Origin of the sequence: Mesorhizobium sp. M1050 (genome assembly GCF_040318715.1) — a bacterium.
GTDB lineage: Bacteria > Pseudomonadota > Alphaproteobacteria > Rhizobiales > Rhizobiaceae > Mesorhizobium.
Genome location: NZ_JAMYMV010000002.1, coordinates 200,989 through 217,582, shown reverse-complemented (window position 1 = coordinate 217,582; position 16,594 = coordinate 200,989). Strand labels below are relative to the sequence as shown.

Annotated in this window: 13 protein-coding genes and 1 pseudogene; 2 read left to right on the top strand and 12 right to left on the bottom strand. The window is 57.8% G+C overall.

The genetic code is table 11. The features are described 5' to 3' along the window. The 7 genes and pseudogenes from NKH57_RS02300 to NKH57_RS02270 all read right to left on the bottom strand — a co-directional run. On the bottom strand, positions 1-233 hold a 233-nt coding region (locus NKH57_RS02300; RefSeq protein WP_352941330.1), incomplete at its 3' end, for an IS630 transposase-related protein. Between the two features lie 96 nt (positions 234-329). Further along, positions 330-413, bottom strand: a pseudogene (locus NKH57_RS02295) (type II toxin-antitoxin system HicB family antitoxin); the annotation flags it as partial. A 31-nt stretch (positions 414-444) separates the two neighbouring features. Beyond that, positions 445-1,131 (bottom strand): ImmA/IrrE family metallo-endopeptidase, encoded by a 687-nt coding sequence (locus tag NKH57_RS02290; RefSeq protein WP_352941328.1) that lies wholly within the window; start codon positions 1,129-1,131, stop codon positions 445-447. A gap of 1,618 nt (positions 1,132-2,749) precedes the next feature. Continuing rightward, complete coding sequence (locus NKH57_RS02285; protein WP_352941326.1) at positions 2,750-3,010, bottom strand: hypothetical protein; 261 nt, start codon at positions 3,008-3,010, stop codon at positions 2,750-2,752. A 340-nt stretch (positions 3,011-3,350) separates the two neighbouring features. Next, entirely contained in the window at positions 3,351-4,730 is a 1,380-nt protein-coding gene (locus NKH57_RS02280; RefSeq protein WP_352809101.1) for a hypothetical protein, read from the bottom strand. Between the two features lie 550 nt (positions 4,731-5,280). Next, a complete protein-coding gene (locus NKH57_RS02275; RefSeq protein WP_352941324.1) occupies positions 5,281-5,841 on the bottom strand; it encodes a hypothetical protein in 561 nt (186 codons plus the stop codon). A gap of 344 nt (positions 5,842-6,185) precedes the next feature. Beyond that, positions 6,186-6,944, bottom strand: a complete 759-nt coding sequence (locus NKH57_RS02270; protein WP_352511232.1) for a DUF3800 domain-containing protein — start codon at positions 6,942-6,944, stop codon at positions 6,186-6,188. A gap of 558 nt (positions 6,945-7,502) precedes the next feature. Between NKH57_RS02270 and NKH57_RS02265 the strand changes: the two genes are divergently transcribed. Together NKH57_RS02265 and NKH57_RS02260 are read left to right on the top strand one after the other, a co-directional pair. Next, the gene (locus tag NKH57_RS02265) at positions 7,503-7,868 is read left to right on the top strand and encodes a hypothetical protein (RefSeq protein ID WP_352511231.1); all 366 of its coding nucleotides are present in this window, start codon (positions 7,503-7,505) and stop codon (positions 7,866-7,868) included. Further along, positions 7,865-8,038: a hypothetical protein gene (locus NKH57_RS02260; protein WP_352809104.1), complete on the top strand. Its 174-nt coding sequence runs from the start codon at positions 7,865-7,867 to the stop codon at positions 8,036-8,038. Before NKH57_RS02265 ends, NKH57_RS02260 begins: the two co-directional genes overlap by 4 nt. 323 nt (positions 8,039-8,361) lie before the next feature. On the opposite strand, the gene NKH57_RS02255 is transcribed toward NKH57_RS02260, so the two are convergent. The 5 genes from NKH57_RS02255 to NKH57_RS02235 all read right to left on the bottom strand — a co-directional run bounded on the left by NKH57_RS02255 (position 8,362) and on the right by NKH57_RS02235 (position 15,404). Continuing rightward, positions 8,362-9,207, bottom strand: a complete 846-nt coding sequence (locus NKH57_RS02255; protein ID WP_352941322.1) for a hypothetical protein — start codon at positions 9,205-9,207, stop codon at positions 8,362-8,364. 205 nt (positions 9,208-9,412) lie between these two features. Beyond that, entirely contained in the window at positions 9,413-11,434 is a 2,022-nt protein-coding gene (locus NKH57_RS02250; protein WP_352941320.1) for a TniQ family protein, read from the bottom strand. A 2-nt stretch (positions 11,435-11,436) separates the two neighbouring features. Further along, a complete protein-coding gene (locus tag NKH57_RS02245) occupies positions 11,437-12,513 on the bottom strand; it encodes an ATP-binding protein (RefSeq protein ID WP_352941318.1) in 1,077 nt (358 codons plus the stop codon). Further along, positions 12,510-14,756: a TnsB C-terminal domain-containing protein gene (locus tag NKH57_RS02240; protein ID WP_352941358.1), complete on the bottom strand. Its 2,247-nt coding sequence runs from the start codon at positions 14,754-14,756 to the stop codon at positions 12,510-12,512. The genes NKH57_RS02245 and NKH57_RS02240 overlap by 4 nt, the downstream gene beginning before the upstream one ends. A 66-nt stretch (positions 14,757-14,822) precedes the next feature. Continuing rightward, entirely contained in the window at positions 14,823-15,404 is a 582-nt protein-coding gene (locus tag NKH57_RS02235) for a PDDEXK family nuclease (protein WP_352941315.1), read from the bottom strand. Between the last annotated feature and the right edge of the window lie 1,190 nt (positions 15,405-16,594).

Genomic DNA, 16,594 nt, shown 5'->3' with positions numbered 1-16,594 from the left:
GCCCGGCAGCGCACCAGCAGCCACTCCCGATGCTCACCGGCAATCTTCTTCGGTCTGTGCCCACCCATCTTGCCGGGCGCAAGACTGTTCGTTTCGCGCAACCGGCTCACCCATCTGATGACGGTGCTGATCCCAACCTCAAAGCGCACTGCCGCCTGCCGCCGCGACAGGCCACCCTGCTCAACTGACGCAACAACCCGTTCGCGAAGATCCATCGAGTAAGGCTTGCCCATCCATGCTGACCTCCTTGCCCAGCATGAAGGTTGAATCAGATTTGCACGCCTAAGGGAATCCCACGCCGATTCAGCCTCAATTCATTCCGCTCTAGCACCGGTCGCGATGCAGCCGGGTAAATCCGGCACATAAGCAGAAAAGTTATTTTCTGCCTTTTCGATCACCACCGCGTAACGCATATGGTCACTCCGACTGCGAGCTGATTGGCGGCTATTGGTCAAGGTCTGAAATGTCAGACTTGACGCGATACCCTTTCTTCTGGGCCTCTTTCAAAAAATCTACCACCACGTCTGGGAGGCTGCGCTTCTGTCCAGTAGCCTTTCGCCTTGCTTCTTGGACTCTCTCGAATGCAATCTCAGCCGCCTGCAAACTTACCTGAAAGCGATCCGATATCTCTTCAGGATTTTTCGCATCCCAGGCTAGTTTAGTTGGCACTAGAAAATATGATGCAAAAATATTTGCCTCACTTTCCTCAGCTCGTTCTTTAAAATTTCCATAGACGCCCTTGTTGGGATTTCTGCGGCGCTGACCTTCGTGGCCGAGAAAAAAGTGACCGAGTTCATGGGCAATGGTGAACCTCGCCCTGGTTTGGCCGTCCTTGACATCATCAAGGACGCTCCCTCGGGCGACTAGCGTGCCAGTCTCGTCATCCATCGTCGCTTCATTGTTGCCCAACTCATCGTCGAGGGCACATCGAAATGAAAAACTCTTCGCTTTTTGCTGGAGTCTTTCAAGCGCGCAGTACATATCAAAAGCAAAAACGTGATCTATATTTAGCTTTTCACGAACAAAGTTCGCTCGTTTTTCAATAGTTTCTGCCGACAAACCAGACATATTTGCCACCACCAGTTTAATACCAAAAGGTCCTGCCCACTGCCGCTCGCTTGCTGTCTGCAAAACGAAATCAGCTACCTTCTAGGTTAGCAAAAGCTAAATGATTTGGGCTTTGCCGTCTACCGAAAAATCAACATGTAGAGTTTTTTTTGAGTATGACGCTATATCTTGTATTTCTTTGCGGGGGGCTGGTGGTGAGTTAATGGCGTGGCGGCATCTCATTTTTTTCGTTTTTCAGGCAGCGCCCGGGCCAGGCGCCGGGGCCGAAGTCTCCAACGCTGTTATTTTCTTTTCCCGCCCTTGTTCGGCGCTTGGGTAAGCGCCGACGCGGCGACGGATTTGACCGCTTTCGAGGTATTCGGATTGCTCAAGAGCTTGGAGGCCTTTGAGGCAACCGATTGCGAGGTACGTTCATTGCTAGCCATTTTGATCTCCGATCATTGGCCATATACGCCTCGGCTACCTCGACTTAGAGCATCGACTCCCCATATGATGTCCCTGCTAGAGGAGATGGGATTTCGATCTCGTCGTCCCGCGTAGGCTTCGGCTTTATTCGCGGTATCCAAGGCCGGCCCGAGAGGGTCGGCCTTGGTGTTTTCGGAGGGTGTCATATAAAGACATCCTTATGTATTCGTACCCTTTTTGTTCCAGTTGTCATTTCGGCCCGATCTTGCGACCGGGCCGATGATGTTGCGTTTTATCGTTCTGGTGCGAGAGCCAAAGTTGTATCCAGGCCCCTTCAGATCTAATTGAAATTGCAGGCATTTTAATTGGGAATATATTCCACACCCAAAGTTAGGTACCTGCCAGACGCAAAGTTGTATCCTGATGTGCCTGACAAGGGTTTTCTGGCCCCGTTTCTGGCATCAAGATCAAGTCTATCTCGTGCGGGACGAGGTATTTGCGCCTGGGCGATGGCCGAGGCCGCTCTCCCGTTAGCATCCAGATCGCGCCCAAGAGGAGCTGGGCAACCCGTCACCGCGGGAGATGGCGCTGAGACCACAGTCTGACTGCTGGCGAGCCCGCGATGCCCCTGAGCAGAGTGGCGCGCGGGACGACGGCGGCACTGCCAACCGGGGTCTTGGCGGGAAGAGACCAGCAGAGGACTAGGCGGATGACCCGCGCCGACGGACTACCTTGACGCTATGAAGACGGTCACGAACCGACGGTGACAGCGAGATCAGGGCAGATTCCGAACGTTTATCCTCAGCATCGAGCTCTTCAACACCGATTGGAGAGCGTGCCTCCGGGCCTGAGTTGGAAGATCCCTCGGGGGGAATAGGCCTACGAGATGAGCCGTTGACGTTTGCCAATTGGCGCCTGACCTTGGTTGGGTTCAAACCAGAGGAGCCACGGTCATGGAAGATGGAAGCCGGAAAATCTACGTGACGAGCGAAGCAGAGAAGCTTGAGGTTCTCGCCGGGCTCGAGTTGTCCGGAAGCGTTCGCACCCTGAATCGGCTCCTCGGGACAAGTTACGCCGACTTGGCGGCTTCGCAGTCCGAAGAGGTCAGGGCGAGATACGCGAGATGGCAGGAGGTTGCCCGGAATGGACTGGCCATCGAGGCGGAATGGGGCGAGGGGGCTCTCCTGAATCTTAACGATCCAGTCTTCGTCGACATGCGAGCACGAGGGCAAATGAATCCCGTCCGCGTCCGGAATGCGGAAGCGTATGCCGCAGCTCATCCGCCGGCTGAGTTCAATTCAGCAAGCTCGTTGTAGGCGCGAATTTGGGTGCCGACCACTATGTGCCGCACCCCCGTGCTAGCCGGAATCACAATAAAGGTTCCTTCGCTTTCGTCCGGCGCCTTTCCGTCCTCCGTTAGTTTCAGCTGAAGGTAGATCTCGCCGTCTTGGCTCATATCGACCAGGCGTTCCTGGTACTGGCTGATATGGCCGGGTTTCTCGTTTTCTTTGTTATGTTCAGGATGTTCCACAGGCATACTCAAGCTCCCTTCTAAGGACTTATGCGTCGGCAACCCGTAACCCTTGAAACATTGCGGTTTCGTTATCGTGCTCGTCGCGGTGTAGAGTCCGCGCATCGTCTTGCCGAAGCGGGTCGACACCAAACGCGCGATTGCTGTCCTAAGGCTTCGAACGGTTCGCCGATGCGGTTCTGGAAATCGACCCGCCAAATCCTCGCTATGTCCTCGCGGCTGCAAGAGTTTGCCGAAAGGAGCCGTCCGCCGTTATCGGCTCCAACGCCAACAAGACGCTTCATTTGCTGGCCAGCCCGTACCTAGCTCCGTTCTTGATCGCCTCTCGGCCTGCTCTCATCGCTGCCTAGGCTTTTGCCAGTCCCGCTAATTGCAGATTGACTTGAACGGACCGGTCTTCCCAACCAGGAGGCTCGACACGAACTGCTCGGGTTTTCAGCAGGTTATGCAGGGGCTCAACAAAGTGAGATTGAAAGTCCCGGTTGTCGGTAACGCCTGCGATCCTGATTTCGATCGATGGGGGCGCTAACGAGTCTGCAGCGCGCCGGAGCATTCGTTCGGCATCCACCGCAAGGATTAGCGCCGTGACAGACGCTAAGTCAGGCAAGGTCATAAGTTCGAGCCGCTTACGGCTTCGGTAGAGTTCAAGGTCGCTGAAACTGGCATCCAGTGTCCACAATTTTGCGGTGGTTTCAATCCTTCGACAAAGCACGATGCTGGTCCCCCACCATTGTGTCCTATTCATCAACCCGACGGCGCTTCGTCCATCAAGTCCTGTCGCCCCCAGACGCTTCGGTACCCAAAACTCGCTGTGCCGACGAAAATCGTCTCCTGCAACACGCAGTCCTTCAGGATAGTGCGGGAACAGCTTATGCGCATCATCCGTCCAACCCCGAAAAATGTCATACGGTGAAACGTTGCCCCATTTCCGATAATCGGCGACCCAGCGCGCATCCATAGGCCTGATTGGTCCTGGCGCCAAATCGGGCATCTCTGCAGGAGCCTTAATCTCGCTGTCGCGCTCGCCTGCCTCTGGATGTCGATGCAGCATAGGATCATTGACCCTTCCGCCACGCTTACGGTCGTAGATCAGTCGGCACGGTACTGCCAAAGCGATGAGATTCATGGTGCTCTCTTGGACACCGCTAAGAAGAGGATGCCGGCGAGATCCGAAGAGAACGCGGTCCGTTATCCAACCTTCCTTCGACCAACGACGCTCCCAGTGGCTCGGAGCGTCGCTAATCCTGGACAAAAGCCTATCGATGTGGCGCAACATGCCGTCGTAATCGCCAGCATATCTGGGCCGTCGCGCCTTCTTCAATGCCAGATCAATATCGCCAACGCTGTCCTGCTCCCTCAGGAGGCTGCCGAACAGCCAAACTTCTTCGACAAAATTGACCGCATCGGGATCTTGATTGAGAGCGTTGACGCGGTCGAGGAATTCATCGAGCTGTGTCTGTGCCTGGGAATAAGGTGTCCGTCGCTTCGCTTTCGCACGCGCGATGGCTTCGCCGCTGTCGGTAAGCTTAAGCGTCTCTTGGTCGATTAGCCCTCGGTCAAGGCATTCTTCAAACACGATCGCGCCGTCCCGACGCAACGGGAATACCGATTTGAGATCGATTACGTTTCCTGGCGATCCGGTCCTCTCAAAGCTCTGCAGCGCTTGCTTGAAAACCGCAGGTCTGTAACCGGCGATCCGCATTCTCCCATCGAAGCTGATCCCCACCGCTTTCCTCCTTCAGCCTGCGCACGATCGAGGGATGCAGCACAATTTGAAAGCGAGTCAATCGATCAATAGTCCTTTTACGAAATCTCGGGAAGGATTGGATCCGCTCGATCACCTGAGGCTTGAGAACGTGCGTGCCGTAGCTGCCGTGCGCCGGCTCGTCGCAAAGTGATCGCACAGGAGGCGGGGCGCGATCGAAACGATGTGTTCGGCTGGTCCACTTGATGCCGTCCTTGCCTTCGCGCTGGTTTCTGCGCGCCTCGAATGCTTGGCGTACGAAGTCGGCGTGACAGCCCTGAACACGACGCCGGAAGAAGCGGCAGCGGTCCTTTGGCAGGTCGCGGAACGCCCATCTCAGATTTCGTCGAGAATTTCCAGGCAGCGAAGTTTCACGGAATGGTTCGGAGGCCCTGCCGAGAAGGCTGTGGGAGAAAGCGCGGTCGGATATCGGGAAAGAGATTGGAGTGATTACGGCAGGACTGTTCGATCCACAATCCAGCTGGTTCTGCTCAGAGCGGCCTGAGTGACGGACCCGGTCCTTGGCGGAGCTTTACGGAGACATCCTCGCGCTGTGACAGCGAGTTTGCCGGGAGGCTATCTCGACTTCAACTGCCTTCAACAGAGCCTCGTTGCGCCTGTCGTTGGCGGCGACGTCCGCCTCGGTTTGGGTGATTGGACGACTAAGGTCGGCGTCGTTGTAGTACCGCCCCTGTTTGTATGGTGATCCCGGCGGCGCGAACTTCACCTTGTGGATGAGGATCGCCATTATCGTCTCGCCGCTGAGCCGCCTTATGTCTTCAGGAAGGATCACCTCCTTGTATGCGCGCATGAAGTCAACGCCATGCCTTTCGGCCGATGGTACCGGAAGGCTCCGCATAGCAGTTTCGAGCTCGTCGGCAGGGAGGCATAAGATGACTCGGTACGAGTACCTTGAGTTTCCAACCGTCAGTTCCCAGAAGGGCGGCAGCGCCGGATCGTAGAAAGGGTTGCGCTGGAAGTGGACGACGTAGTTCGGAGTGCGTCGGATCCAGTTCTCATGGAAAACTGTCGCGGGAATGCCCAAGTAAGCATCAGCGCCGGTAGGGCGGCTCATGTTTTTCCTGCGTCGCATCCTTCATCTCCTCGATATCTCGGGAGAAGATTGCGCGGCGCGATGCAAGCTTCAAAGCTTGGCTGCCCCGGGGGGACTTCAAGGGCTTTTCGGCCCTCCAAGATCAGCATTAGCTGCATTTTGGCCTCGGAAGCCCCCGTCCAGCGTTGGAAGAAGCTCAAGCTCGCCTGGCAGCAAAAGCCACAACGGGAATCGGAGCAGCGTGCAGCTTTTGAAGGCCGGCTCACTGTTCTGATGATCTAAAAAAGCGCTTGAAAAGCCGGAAGCACCGCCCTATAACATGTTCATGGCTTTGCCACGGGGTCTGGCTTTACGCTGACCGCCATAAGGGACCTTCGGGTCCCTTATGTGTTTCTAGGGTTCACCCATTCCTTGTATGGATCATCGTAGCAGGAGTACTTGACCGCGATCGTCTCGTCGCCGTTGCTCCTCAAATCGATAATTTGTCCTGCTTCTGACAATCGGTCGTGCGCTCGGTTTTTCAAGCCGGTTGGACGGTGACCGAGGGGGTGAAGCACAAGGTCAGCCAATTGCAGCATGGGATTGCTTTTCCCGTCTGGCCAAATGGTCAGAAGCGTCTCTGCCAGCTCATCTTTCGTGAGAGGCGTATGCTTCGATGAGTTTGTTGCATCAAAGCCAGTTCCTTTTTTGAGAAGTCCCTCGAAATAATTTTCGATGAGGCGATCCTCGACCGCGCCTGATCGTTCATAAGCAATAGAGAGTTTCCGGCCAGCGAGCCTCGCGTACTTCGCCGCACGCTCGACGGAGATGTCGAAGGCCGTCCGGCTCATCTGCCATCGTGATCCTTCAGCGTGCTTCTCATAGTACCTGTCTCGATAGCCCGGGCGGCAGATCACGCATGCATGGGCCGTAATACGATCATCGATGATCAGAGCTTCCAGCTCTTCGAAGAAGAGGTTCCTCCGTCCCTCGTCCTGTTTCAGGAAACCGAACTTGCCCTTTCCGGATCGAATCTTATTTCCGTGCAGCTCCGGTACACCCCAGCGCTTGCAGAACCGAATTGTGGCATCAGACAGCGCCTGGACCGCCTCCGAAGGAACGATTATCCCGCCGAGGCCAAAGCTGAAGATATGAGACTCCATAGGCAGGGCGTCATAGGCAGGGCGTCACCCGGTTTGCACATGGTACGAGTTCCGAAATCGTCCATGAAAAAAGTCAGGTGAGGCTGGTCGTCGTTCACAGTATTTCTTTCCACCACAATTGCTGTCGACACTGAGCTTTGCGAGAACTACATCCATTCGGGTTTACAGATTGTTTTGCGTATCGCTCTTTGGGGTTTCGGATTCGGGGCACGTACCACAGAGCAATGCCCGGGAGTCGCCCTTACCGTCTCGCGACGTTGACTATGCCGCCTGGGCTCGTTTGGAGCAGAAGCCAGAGACCTCAATTTTATTGCGCTTCGTCACGACTATGGAACGGTCGGCTGAGATTGCCGGATCGGGAACGGGCGAGTGGAACTGCCGGAGCGACATGGAAGCGTAACGCGCCCCCTCATGGAATCGCGCCTCATCTCTTACTATGGTGTCAGCTTGCTTCGGCTTCCGGGCGAGCCAAAGGGAGCGGGATATGAGGCGTGCTGCGGTTGACGTCAGCAACCTGGCGCCTGACCCTTTCTGCATCGAGAACAGAAAGGTTGCGCGATGGAAAACGAGCCACGGTATTTCTGCAGGCTGACCGAGGATGAAAAGCTTAGTGTCCTCGCCGGGCTCGAGCGGTCCGGCAGTGTCAGAATGATGGCCAACGTCTTGAAGGGGAACTTCTCGGACTTGGCGACCTCGGCGTCGAAGGACGTCAGGGCGAAGTACGCACGATGGCAGGAAGTCACAAAGAAGTGGCAGGCCATCGAGGCGGAATGGGGCGAGGGCGCCCTCCTGAAGCTCGACGATCCGGTCTTCGTGGACTTGCGTGCAAAAGGGCTGTTAAATTCGGATATCATCCGCAATGCAGAGGCATATGCCTGCGCTCACTCGTCCTTGCCGGAATTCAACACTCCGAGCGCCTTATGAGCGTCTCCCAAGTCACCAACCACGGTGTGTCGTTTCCCGGTCTTCGCCGGAATGACCACGTAGGCGACATGCTCTCCGCCCTTCCGTTGTTCAACGATTTCGCCATCGCCGTTGCTGTCGACCGGACCTTCTTCGATCTCCGGGGCGATGTCGTCGGAATGGTTCCCTGACAAAGTCTTGCTCCTTCCACTAGCTTCGCTTTCGGTAGCGACCAGCTTTCGAATCCTTGCAGTCCGCTGGTTAGCGCGATCCGGCCACATTCGGCACTCACGGATTCACTGCTGATGTCAAGCATACGTACTGGATATCGGCGAGCTGGAACGTTCGGCGTAGTGGGCGATCCGATTTCGAAACTCCTTGATCCGAATGAATCCGCTCCAGATGAGCGGCCACCTTGTTTCAAACTGGAGATCCATCGGACGGCAGCGTTTTAGAAAGGAGCTGGCGAAATTTCCACGCGCGTGCAAACCTCGTTGCTTGCGCAAAACTCAAGCTAATTCTGGATTGCGAGCCGATCATGAGGTATGGGGGCGCATGCCCAGACGCGGCGAAATGCCGAAGTCTTGCCTGCTGCATCTTGCGTCTTGGCGCATAGCATTCCGATGACGTCCAATGTTTTCTCGTAGTTCTCCACCACCGGCTTGCATATCAGGTCCTTGTGGTGGGCTACGTTATTTCTGAACGTGCGGACGAACTCCACTCCATCGTGAAGGTGATCGATATTCTTCTCTTTCGGGAACCCCGCCAATATTGTGTGGAGTTCGGCTCTCCATAGATGCGGGTGGAATTTCCTCGTGAAAACGTTCACCCAGAAACCGAAAGTCAGTTCGCTGGTGATGTAGTCGGATAGGTCGCCTCGGCGTCCCTTATCGATTTCGCTCTGATAGGCGTCCGTCAACTGCTGGGCAAGGTTCGACTTTCCCAACCGATAATCGAGGAGATCGGTGCTACGGTACCATTGCCTGCCATATTTGCTCGCGAGCCTTCTCATCGCGACGTTCCGAATCGTGATCTCTGCGATGTGCAACGTTGGCAGAAGCGAACCAGCGACCGCAGCATTCCACGTATGCAAGCGTACCGCTAGTCGCAGGTCGCCATCGGCCAAATCGAGGTAGCGCTTCAAACGGGCAGGCGATATGGTTTTCTTCAGTTTCTCCAAGGCTGCGATAGGCACGGAATTTGGGCCTTGCAGAAAGTGATCAGCTACCTTATAAGTTTCGCATGCGCTGTCGGGTTCCATTTCTGCACTAGCAGTCAAATCCCCGGTGGACACAGACATGGGGGTTGGACCTACGGGTGCCAGCCCCCCTTTGTTTTCAGCCTCTACAACGCCGTTCAAGCATCATTCTCCGTTGGTTCGTCATTGCGACCATATCCGGCGTTCTTTCGCTCCACAACAACCAGATCGCCAGCTTCCTCACCGTACTCGTATGCAACGCCGTCAATGGCAACGCCGCATGGTGAACTGTTTCCTACATTGTCCTTTTAATTGCGTATTCCTGCCGTCTCTGTCTGTCACTTACGGTTGTGCGTTGCGGTGAGCATCAGGAAACCCGCGGACCTGACGTCGCGTCGGCCGGAGGGTCTGTTTTTCTGGGCGCAACTGCAGAAGGAGCGGCCCGCCGCACTTCCGCTTTCTGCTTCCTGATCATTTTCTGAACTGATGCCTTGTCGTAGGCCCAGGCATTCGCGCCTTCGGCCTCAAAGCATTCGACCAACTGCCTGTTATAGAAGAACGCTCCGACCGTTTCCGGGAGCAGGGTCGGCGCGATTCCGGCCAGCCTGAGAAGCGCACGGACCTGCTTGTGATGCATCAACGTCTTCTGGCAGAGCTCGCCAAGCGAAACGAAGCGCGTCCTGAATGCCTCTGCGCTCTCCCGTGAAACGACCGGGATCATCCGCCTTGCGTCGGGACTGAATTCTTCGACGAGGGTAAGGTAGCCTGCCTCGATCAACCTGTTGACGACACGCTCATGCGTACCGGGAAGGAACGCCTCGGCCTCCGCTTTGGTAAAGTTTGTGCGCGTCTCGCGAGAACGCACGATCCGCGTCATCTCGTCGGCGTCCAGCAGCAGTGCCATGTAGTCCGTCCTGCCAACTAGCCTGCCTTTCCAACTCAGCTTCCCCGTGAAGACCATGTCGAGAAGGTCTGGAATGCTGCAGGAGGACGCACGCCGCGCGCCGATAACATCGACCTGACGCTCGGTTGGCTTTGAAATCTCGCAAGCGCCGTCGAAAAGGTGGGTCCGAAGCTCTTCGACTGCTTCTGTTGAGAAACGTCGCTTCGCATTCCTTCGAGAGCCTGTATCTGCCAATGCAGAAAGGTGCCCGCCGGCGACCAATGCCTTCAGGTGTAGGCGGGGAACGCCGAGAAGCTTCTCGACCTCCGGAGCGGTGATCGCATCCTTGAGCTCGGAAACGACTCGATGGACGTCGCCGGACGTGGCGAGGATGCGATGGTCCATGACCCCGGATCGCTCTCCCGCGCCGTCGATGCCCATCCGCTTGAATAGCCGACGGATGGTGAGGGCATGCACGCCGGAGTCCCGGGCCGCGGTGCGAACCGTGTGGACCTTGCGGTCGCCCGCGGGCTCTCCGAGCACGTCGGTCCCGGGTTCGATCGGCATGGTCGCCAGGGCGAAGTGGCGCACGGCGTCGCGCAGTTTGGCGTATGCCGGGTCGTCCACCGTCTTTTGGAGCAGGCCGTATGCATAACCGTAGGTGTCCCGTGGACCCCAGAAACCGCGCGTCGAAGACTGCGCGTCGTTGAGCCTTCCGAGAAACGTGCGAAGGGATTCCTCACCGACGCTGGCAATACGGAATCCTTCATCGGCGGCCGCGGCCCAGTCGGAGGCGGTGAACTGCGCGACCTTGACCTTGGGCTCGTGCAGCGAGGAAACGCCGAGAGCCTCGCAGAACGGGGCCGCCACGTACAGCGGGAGGTCGTCCAGCCAGTTCTCCTGCGACCGCACACCGCGGATCCGTTTCTGAAGCCATGTCTGGAAAGGGGAGGCGGGCGCAGGGATCGCCGCGTCAGCAATCTGGTGAAGGCTCGGAATCAGCCCATGCATCGTGCCGCTGAAATCGAATGGAGCGAAGGGCGTTCGGATGGGGTTCGTCGCGGTAAGAAGGACATTGTGGCGATCGCAGGACCGAAAATGAGACAGGGTCCATTGAAGGCGGAGCCACGGTCTACTGGACGACGGACCGTCATAGCGGTCCATGTCCTCCCGCGCGCAGCGGGCACAGAACCGGAAATACGTCCGGTTGACCGCAAGCCGGACGACTGTCTCGTCGGCTACCTCGTAGAATCTGCCGCCCTTGGGAATAGGCGTAAACCTCAGCAGGGTATCCGGGTCTGCCCGTCCAAGCGTGGCGATGTCTCGCACTGCCGACGGGACACCCTTGTCGAGGCTCCGCTGATGGATGCTCATGTCGCGGAGGAGATCCTTCAGCGAGCGGCCATTCAGGGCCGCCAGGCGGGACGCGAAGCCCGCCGCCGGTTCCTGATCCTCGAGCGGATAGGCAAACGCAAGCGGTTCGAGAATCCGCCCGTTCGTTCTCATGATCAGTGGTCCTCGATCATGAATAGGCCGGGCTCCAATCGAATCCAGTCGTCTACAAGGAAGGGGTTCATTTCGTCATGGCCGCGGGCCTGTGAATGTTCGATGTAGGCTAGGGCGAAATGGTCGCGCGTCAGAGCGGCAGCGTTTTTCGACGCCGCTTGCTCAATCGCGGCGAGGATCACCTGAGCGATCCGTCCGTACCGATACCTGGCCGCATGCGCGATACGGTCCGGGAGGTCGCTTTCCAGCACCTTGCTGGGGTTCAGCCCGGCCGCTTCGCACATAGCGGCCACGACATTGAGGATGAGGATGCGCTCCGCTGGAAGAACGACATCCGGAAGGTGCAGGTGTCGTGCGCGCCGCTCGATCTGCTCGTCAAGCTTCGCGAGGGAGGTGATGCTTGGCATGCCGGACATGATGAGGCTGACAGGCCACGGCGTGTAGTTCATGACGCCCTTGAGCGCCTTCCTGACGGAGTCCCGCTCCTTGTCGGATTCGGTCAGCTTCAGCAGGTGCTGCGTTTCGTCGATATGAATGACAAGAACCTTCCGCAGGTGGAGCTGCTCGGGGAGGATGTCCCATACCTCGCCTTGCTCGTACTTGCGGGTGATCTTGTAACCTGCCTTCCGCAGGATATTCAGCCCTAGGAACTTGAGGGTCGAAGGTCCCATCAGCGTAAGGGAAATCACGGGTTCGATGGTGCCATACGACTTCTTGATCGGGGCCAGCGTGAGGTTTTCCTCAAGCATGCGCTCCACCAAGGTAGTTTTTCCCGCGCCGCTTTCGCCGGTGACGAACAGGATGCGGCCGTCGTCTCTCCGATTGTTTTTCTTCGCCAGCATCATCGCGACAAAGCGGGAGAGAGTCTTTTTGGCGACGTCGTCCCGTCCGCAGCGCACGTAAACGCTCTTCGCGCGTTCCAGCATCTGCTTGACGCGTTTGTCCTTCTCGCTCAGGCGGCTCTCGATCGTTTCGAGAAAGTCGTCGTCGGACATGGCATCGTTCCAGTCCGTCACGGGCGTACCGTCGGCACGCTCGTGATCTGCACGGAGCCCCTGATCGGCAAGTTGACGCGTCATTCGTCGTCTCCGTCGTAAAGGTTCATGCTTCCGCCGAACGGCTTCGGCTTTGGTGAACTTTCTTCGTGGGGCGATTCCGGAGACGGGAGGGACTTCTGCCCGGTATCGACACGGCGTCGCGTCGAGAGCGCGACGATTGTACCCAAACCGTCGCCCTCGGGTTCCTCGGCCGCATGTTCAACAGACCCAAGTCCTGCCCTGCCGGAGAACACGATCCGAGCTTCGATCAGATCCAGCGTCTTTTCCGTGATTTCGTGGGTCGCGATGGCGGCCCTCTTGCGGACGTTTTCGGCCAGATCAAGGAAGTGCCGATGGGCATCGATGCGGATCGTTCGCCCTGCTGCCTGCTCGGCTTTGACGAACTCGCGCACCGCCTGCTTCGCCAGGAGCGTTTCAGCAAGCGTCTTCCCGTTGCCTGTGCCGTCCACGCTGGGAACCGTGAGGAAGTGCTGGTCTTCGGGGACTCCTTTGATCCGACCCCTGAACTGCTTGGGAATCCGGACGTATACGCCGCCCAGGTCCTCAGGTTCGATGATGACGTCGACCTTCTTCTGGCCCAAGAGAGCATAGAGACGAGCGAGTTCCAGCGAGTTGTATGAAATCCCCAGAAACTCGACGCCGTGCTTGCTGATGCTGCGATCCTTGCGCCGCAGCCCGAAGGCAACGGCCAGTTGCTGCTTGGATGGGGCAGGCGGCAGGCCAGCCTTTTCAAGCTCCATCCACTTGCCGTACGGCGTCCGGCCCTCGAGGCCACGGTGGGGGCGGAGATGGTAGTAGTCGACGATGAACACGATGAGGGTCTTGTAGAATTCTCCGACCGTCAGCGCCGCGAGCTGTTCCGCCGGATAGTCTCCCCGTTCGACAACGTTCGCGAACGCTCGTCCGGCGAAGTAGCGGCAAAGGCGCTTCATGTAGCGGAAAAAGGCTTCGACCGTGCCGCGCATGCGGGGGTCTTGCTCTGGGATCACACGACTGACGTTAGCGCGCATCGCTGCGTCATCGAATTCGCTGCCGTACGCCGGTCCTCCGTCAGTCGCCACATAGGTGGGGCGGCCATGCATATGCCAAGAGGCCTTTGCGCCCGCCGCAGCCGCCAATTCGGTCTTGTCGACCATTACCGACCTGAGCGCCGGCTTCGTCGTGGCAGTCGAGGGACTGTTGATGGAAAGGTTGAACCCGACGATGGCGCGGGACGCGCAGCAGATTCCCGCCGTAAAGGCCATCCGGACGCGGGGCACAAGCTTTCGCTGCTCGGGCTTCAAGACCTTCCAGATAGCGGAGCGCTCAATGAGCGCATGGAGGTCGACTTCCCAGTCGTCCATTTCGACCCGGCCCAACGCCGTGGTGACCAAAAGCCCCTTGCCGACCGGTGTGTATTTCCGAAGAGCGTAGTCGCTGTCCTCACGGCCGGCGTCGACCATAAAGGGGTCGAGCGCATGAATCCTGCGGCGAATGGCATTGTCGCTGGCGTAGACATGCTGTTGCGGCGGAAGCCTTTTGTTGATTTCGTGGAAGGCCAGCTCAACGTTCTGGCAGATGTCCGCCATCTTGGGCTTCAGGATGCTGGCAAACTTTTGGACTTCAACGGCAATCACCGCGGCGGCGCGGGGGTCGAGTTGATCCCGGTTTCCGCAGTTCGAGTAGCGCGGACGGAAGCTGTCCATGCGGCAGTGCCCCGCAATGAACTTTGCCATCCATTTCTTTAGGGAGGGAGGGCTTGGGTAATCGAATGCCTTCCGCACTTCGCCTGGGAGTCGCCGGCCGGGCCGCCGTCGCTCTCCGAATGTGTCGAGGTACCAGCGATCCATGCGGTCCGCGTTCTCCTCAATGAAACGCGCGCAATCATCGATCGTGCGGCGAGGTCGCCAATGCCCTTCGACGTTTGCCGCGGCGTCCAAGAAACGAACGCACCACTCCTTCTTCCAGGCGACGGTCCTGAGATCCGCTTCCGAAAGATCGCTGAGGTCGGAGTCGTCGAACCGTACCCGCAGGATGCCGAGGGCCTTGGAATAATAGCCTTCGTCGATGCGCATGCGCTTCGAGCGGATCAGGCCGTTGATCTCCTTGTCCGTCTTCACGACGAAGAAGTCCTCGGCGATCAGGTCGCCGGTCACGGGCTGCAGCACGTGGGAGTCCTTGATCTTACGCTCTACCCTGAAGGATTGACCGTCGATGACGAGCCTGTCGTGGCGGCCAAATAGGTGAGGTCTTTCGTAGGCTCCCGCCAACACCACTGGATTCATCAGTTTCACCCACGCCCCCATTCTCTTGTTTTCCTTCGCCTTTATTGGGTTCCCGTAAGGATTGAATTAACGGAACACTTCGCGCGCCGCGAGATTGACGAGGAGTGCATTGTCAGCCAGCCGGACGTTTGCCGGAACCTTCAGGAGTCCTTTCTGGACAAGGGTCACGGCGGCGCGTCGCCCGCGGTCGCCCAAGCCTGTTGCCCGGATGATGTCCGAGAGCAGGACGCGCGGAGGAAGCCCGCGAAGCGCGGCGGTCACGAGCGCCTGACCTTCGAAGTCGAAGTCGGACGCATACGCCAAGATTTCCCTAGCGTTCTCGATCTGCGTCAGCGTCAGGTCCTTCTCGGTCAGGATCCGGAACTCGTCGGCGAACCGATCACCCTGTTGTTCAGAGACAAGCCGGAGCGTTTCTCGGAGGTCGTCATCCACGTCCTCCTTGTACTTGACGGCGTAGGCGATCCTGCCTGATGCCGTTCGCTGGACGAAGTCGAAGTAGTGCCTTCGCTTCTCGCCGTGCTGGATGTACTCCGCTTTCTGCTGTTCGCGGATCTCCAGGGTTTGGGGCAGGGTGACGAGGACTACAAGTACGGACTCTTCCAGGCCGCTGTCGAACCGAATGGTCCTGCGGCGGAACGGATCGACCACGGCGCCTACCTTGGAGCCGCGCTTCCTCGGTCGCGGCACACGGTTGGCTACGCTGTCCTCGACGTCTACCGCAGAGGCATCCCGGCCCCAGTCACGTGTAGCGGCATCGGTATAGACCAGCCCCCGGACGAGCTGCGGACCTCGGCCACCTGATGGTTGGCGAGCGCGTCGGAACGGAAGCTGAATCCGTGGAAGGATGTCTTCAAGGCTTCGGCGAGCAGGAGGTTATGGCAGCGCATTTTCGTTTCCCTTGCGACAATCGGAGCGCCCCGCCAACAGGCGACGTACGCATTGATGAGCCGACCGCAGGCGACGGGAAGGATTCCGACAGCAGGCGGAACCAGACCCGACCTTCCGGTCATGGAAACGTTCACGCAAGCCGTCGCGGGAAACCGCCACGTCATCCATCGATCAAGGGGAGGGCCGAAAAGCCGGGCTTGAAACCCGGCGGAACATGCCGGGGGCTTCAGTTCTGTGCTTTGCGGACTTCCCGCAGTGCTATCGATATGTTCTTCGCGAACATGAAATTGTCCTCTCGAATGGTCGCTTGAGCGCGTGTCCATTAAGGGCCCGCAACCGGAGCGGCGAATACGGCGTCAAAGCGGAGCGTGTCAAAAGAAAATCTTGGAGAAGGTTACGCCGGTGGGTCAGAGGATCCGGCGGACCTGGCGACCGTCCGCCGGGGCGGCCAACGCGTTGAGCAAACATCGCGATACGGCAGCGGGTGCCGCCTGCTCAGCCAGCGGCAGATCATCTGTCCGTTGGGAGAAAAATGTTTAGAGGCGAGCTGTTTACTCATGACTACGATCCTTCCTGGCTAGATAAACAGGCTAGCTGGGGAAGGGCGAACCGAAGCCGATGTCAGCCATCGGCATGAATCATACCGATGGCTTAAGTTCTGGCTTTACGGCCGTCCTGCCCAACTATCGATATGAATTTCATCATGGAATTCGGTTCCTTTTTTCCGGCAGGCTTGGTGCCGGGAGCGGCGTTTTGACGGCAAAGGATTGAGATATGGTTAGGAAAACTCATCAAATTCGATAGGATCCGAACTTCTTCGATCGCGATATCGAAATCCTTGTCTTCTTGGTCAGGGTGCCGCGAGAGGTGGGGCAAATGGCAAATGATACCGACTTGCAGTCAAAGTGGAGACTGGTTCGCTGGCAAACTAACTGGGATAGCTGACGGGG

What these genes read in the sequence shown, in the direction of transcription:
- NKH57_RS02250 (WP_352941320.1), bottom strand. Translation starts at nt 11,434, where the DNA reads ATGAGAACGAACGGGCGGATTCTCGAACCGCTTGCGTTTGCCTATCCG.
- NKH57_RS02240 (WP_352941358.1), bottom strand. Translation starts at nt 14,756, where the DNA reads ATGAATCCAGTGGTGTTGGCGGGAGCCTACGAAAGACCTCACCTATTT.
- NKH57_RS02245 (WP_352941318.1), bottom strand. Translation starts at nt 12,513, where the DNA reads ATGACGCGTCAACTTGCCGATCAGGGGCTCCGTGCAGATCACGAGCGT.
- NKH57_RS02260 (WP_352809104.1), top strand. Translation starts at nt 7,865, where the DNA reads ATGAGCGTCTCCCAAGTCACCAACCACGGTGTGTCGTTTCCCGGTCTT.
- NKH57_RS02270 (WP_352511232.1), bottom strand. Translation starts at nt 6,944, where the DNA reads ATGGAGTCTCATATCTTCAGCTTTGGCCTCGGCGGGATAATCGTTCCT.
- NKH57_RS02275 (WP_352941324.1), bottom strand. Translation starts at nt 5,841, where the DNA reads ATGCGACGCAGGAAAAACATGAGCCGCCCTACCGGCGCTGATGCTTAC.
- NKH57_RS02265 (WP_352511231.1), top strand. Translation starts at nt 7,503, where the DNA reads ATGGAAAACGAGCCACGGTATTTCTGCAGGCTGACCGAGGATGAAAAG.
- NKH57_RS02285 (WP_352941326.1), bottom strand. Translation starts at nt 3,010, where the DNA reads ATGCCTGTGGAACATCCTGAACATAACAAAGAAAACGAGAAACCCGGC.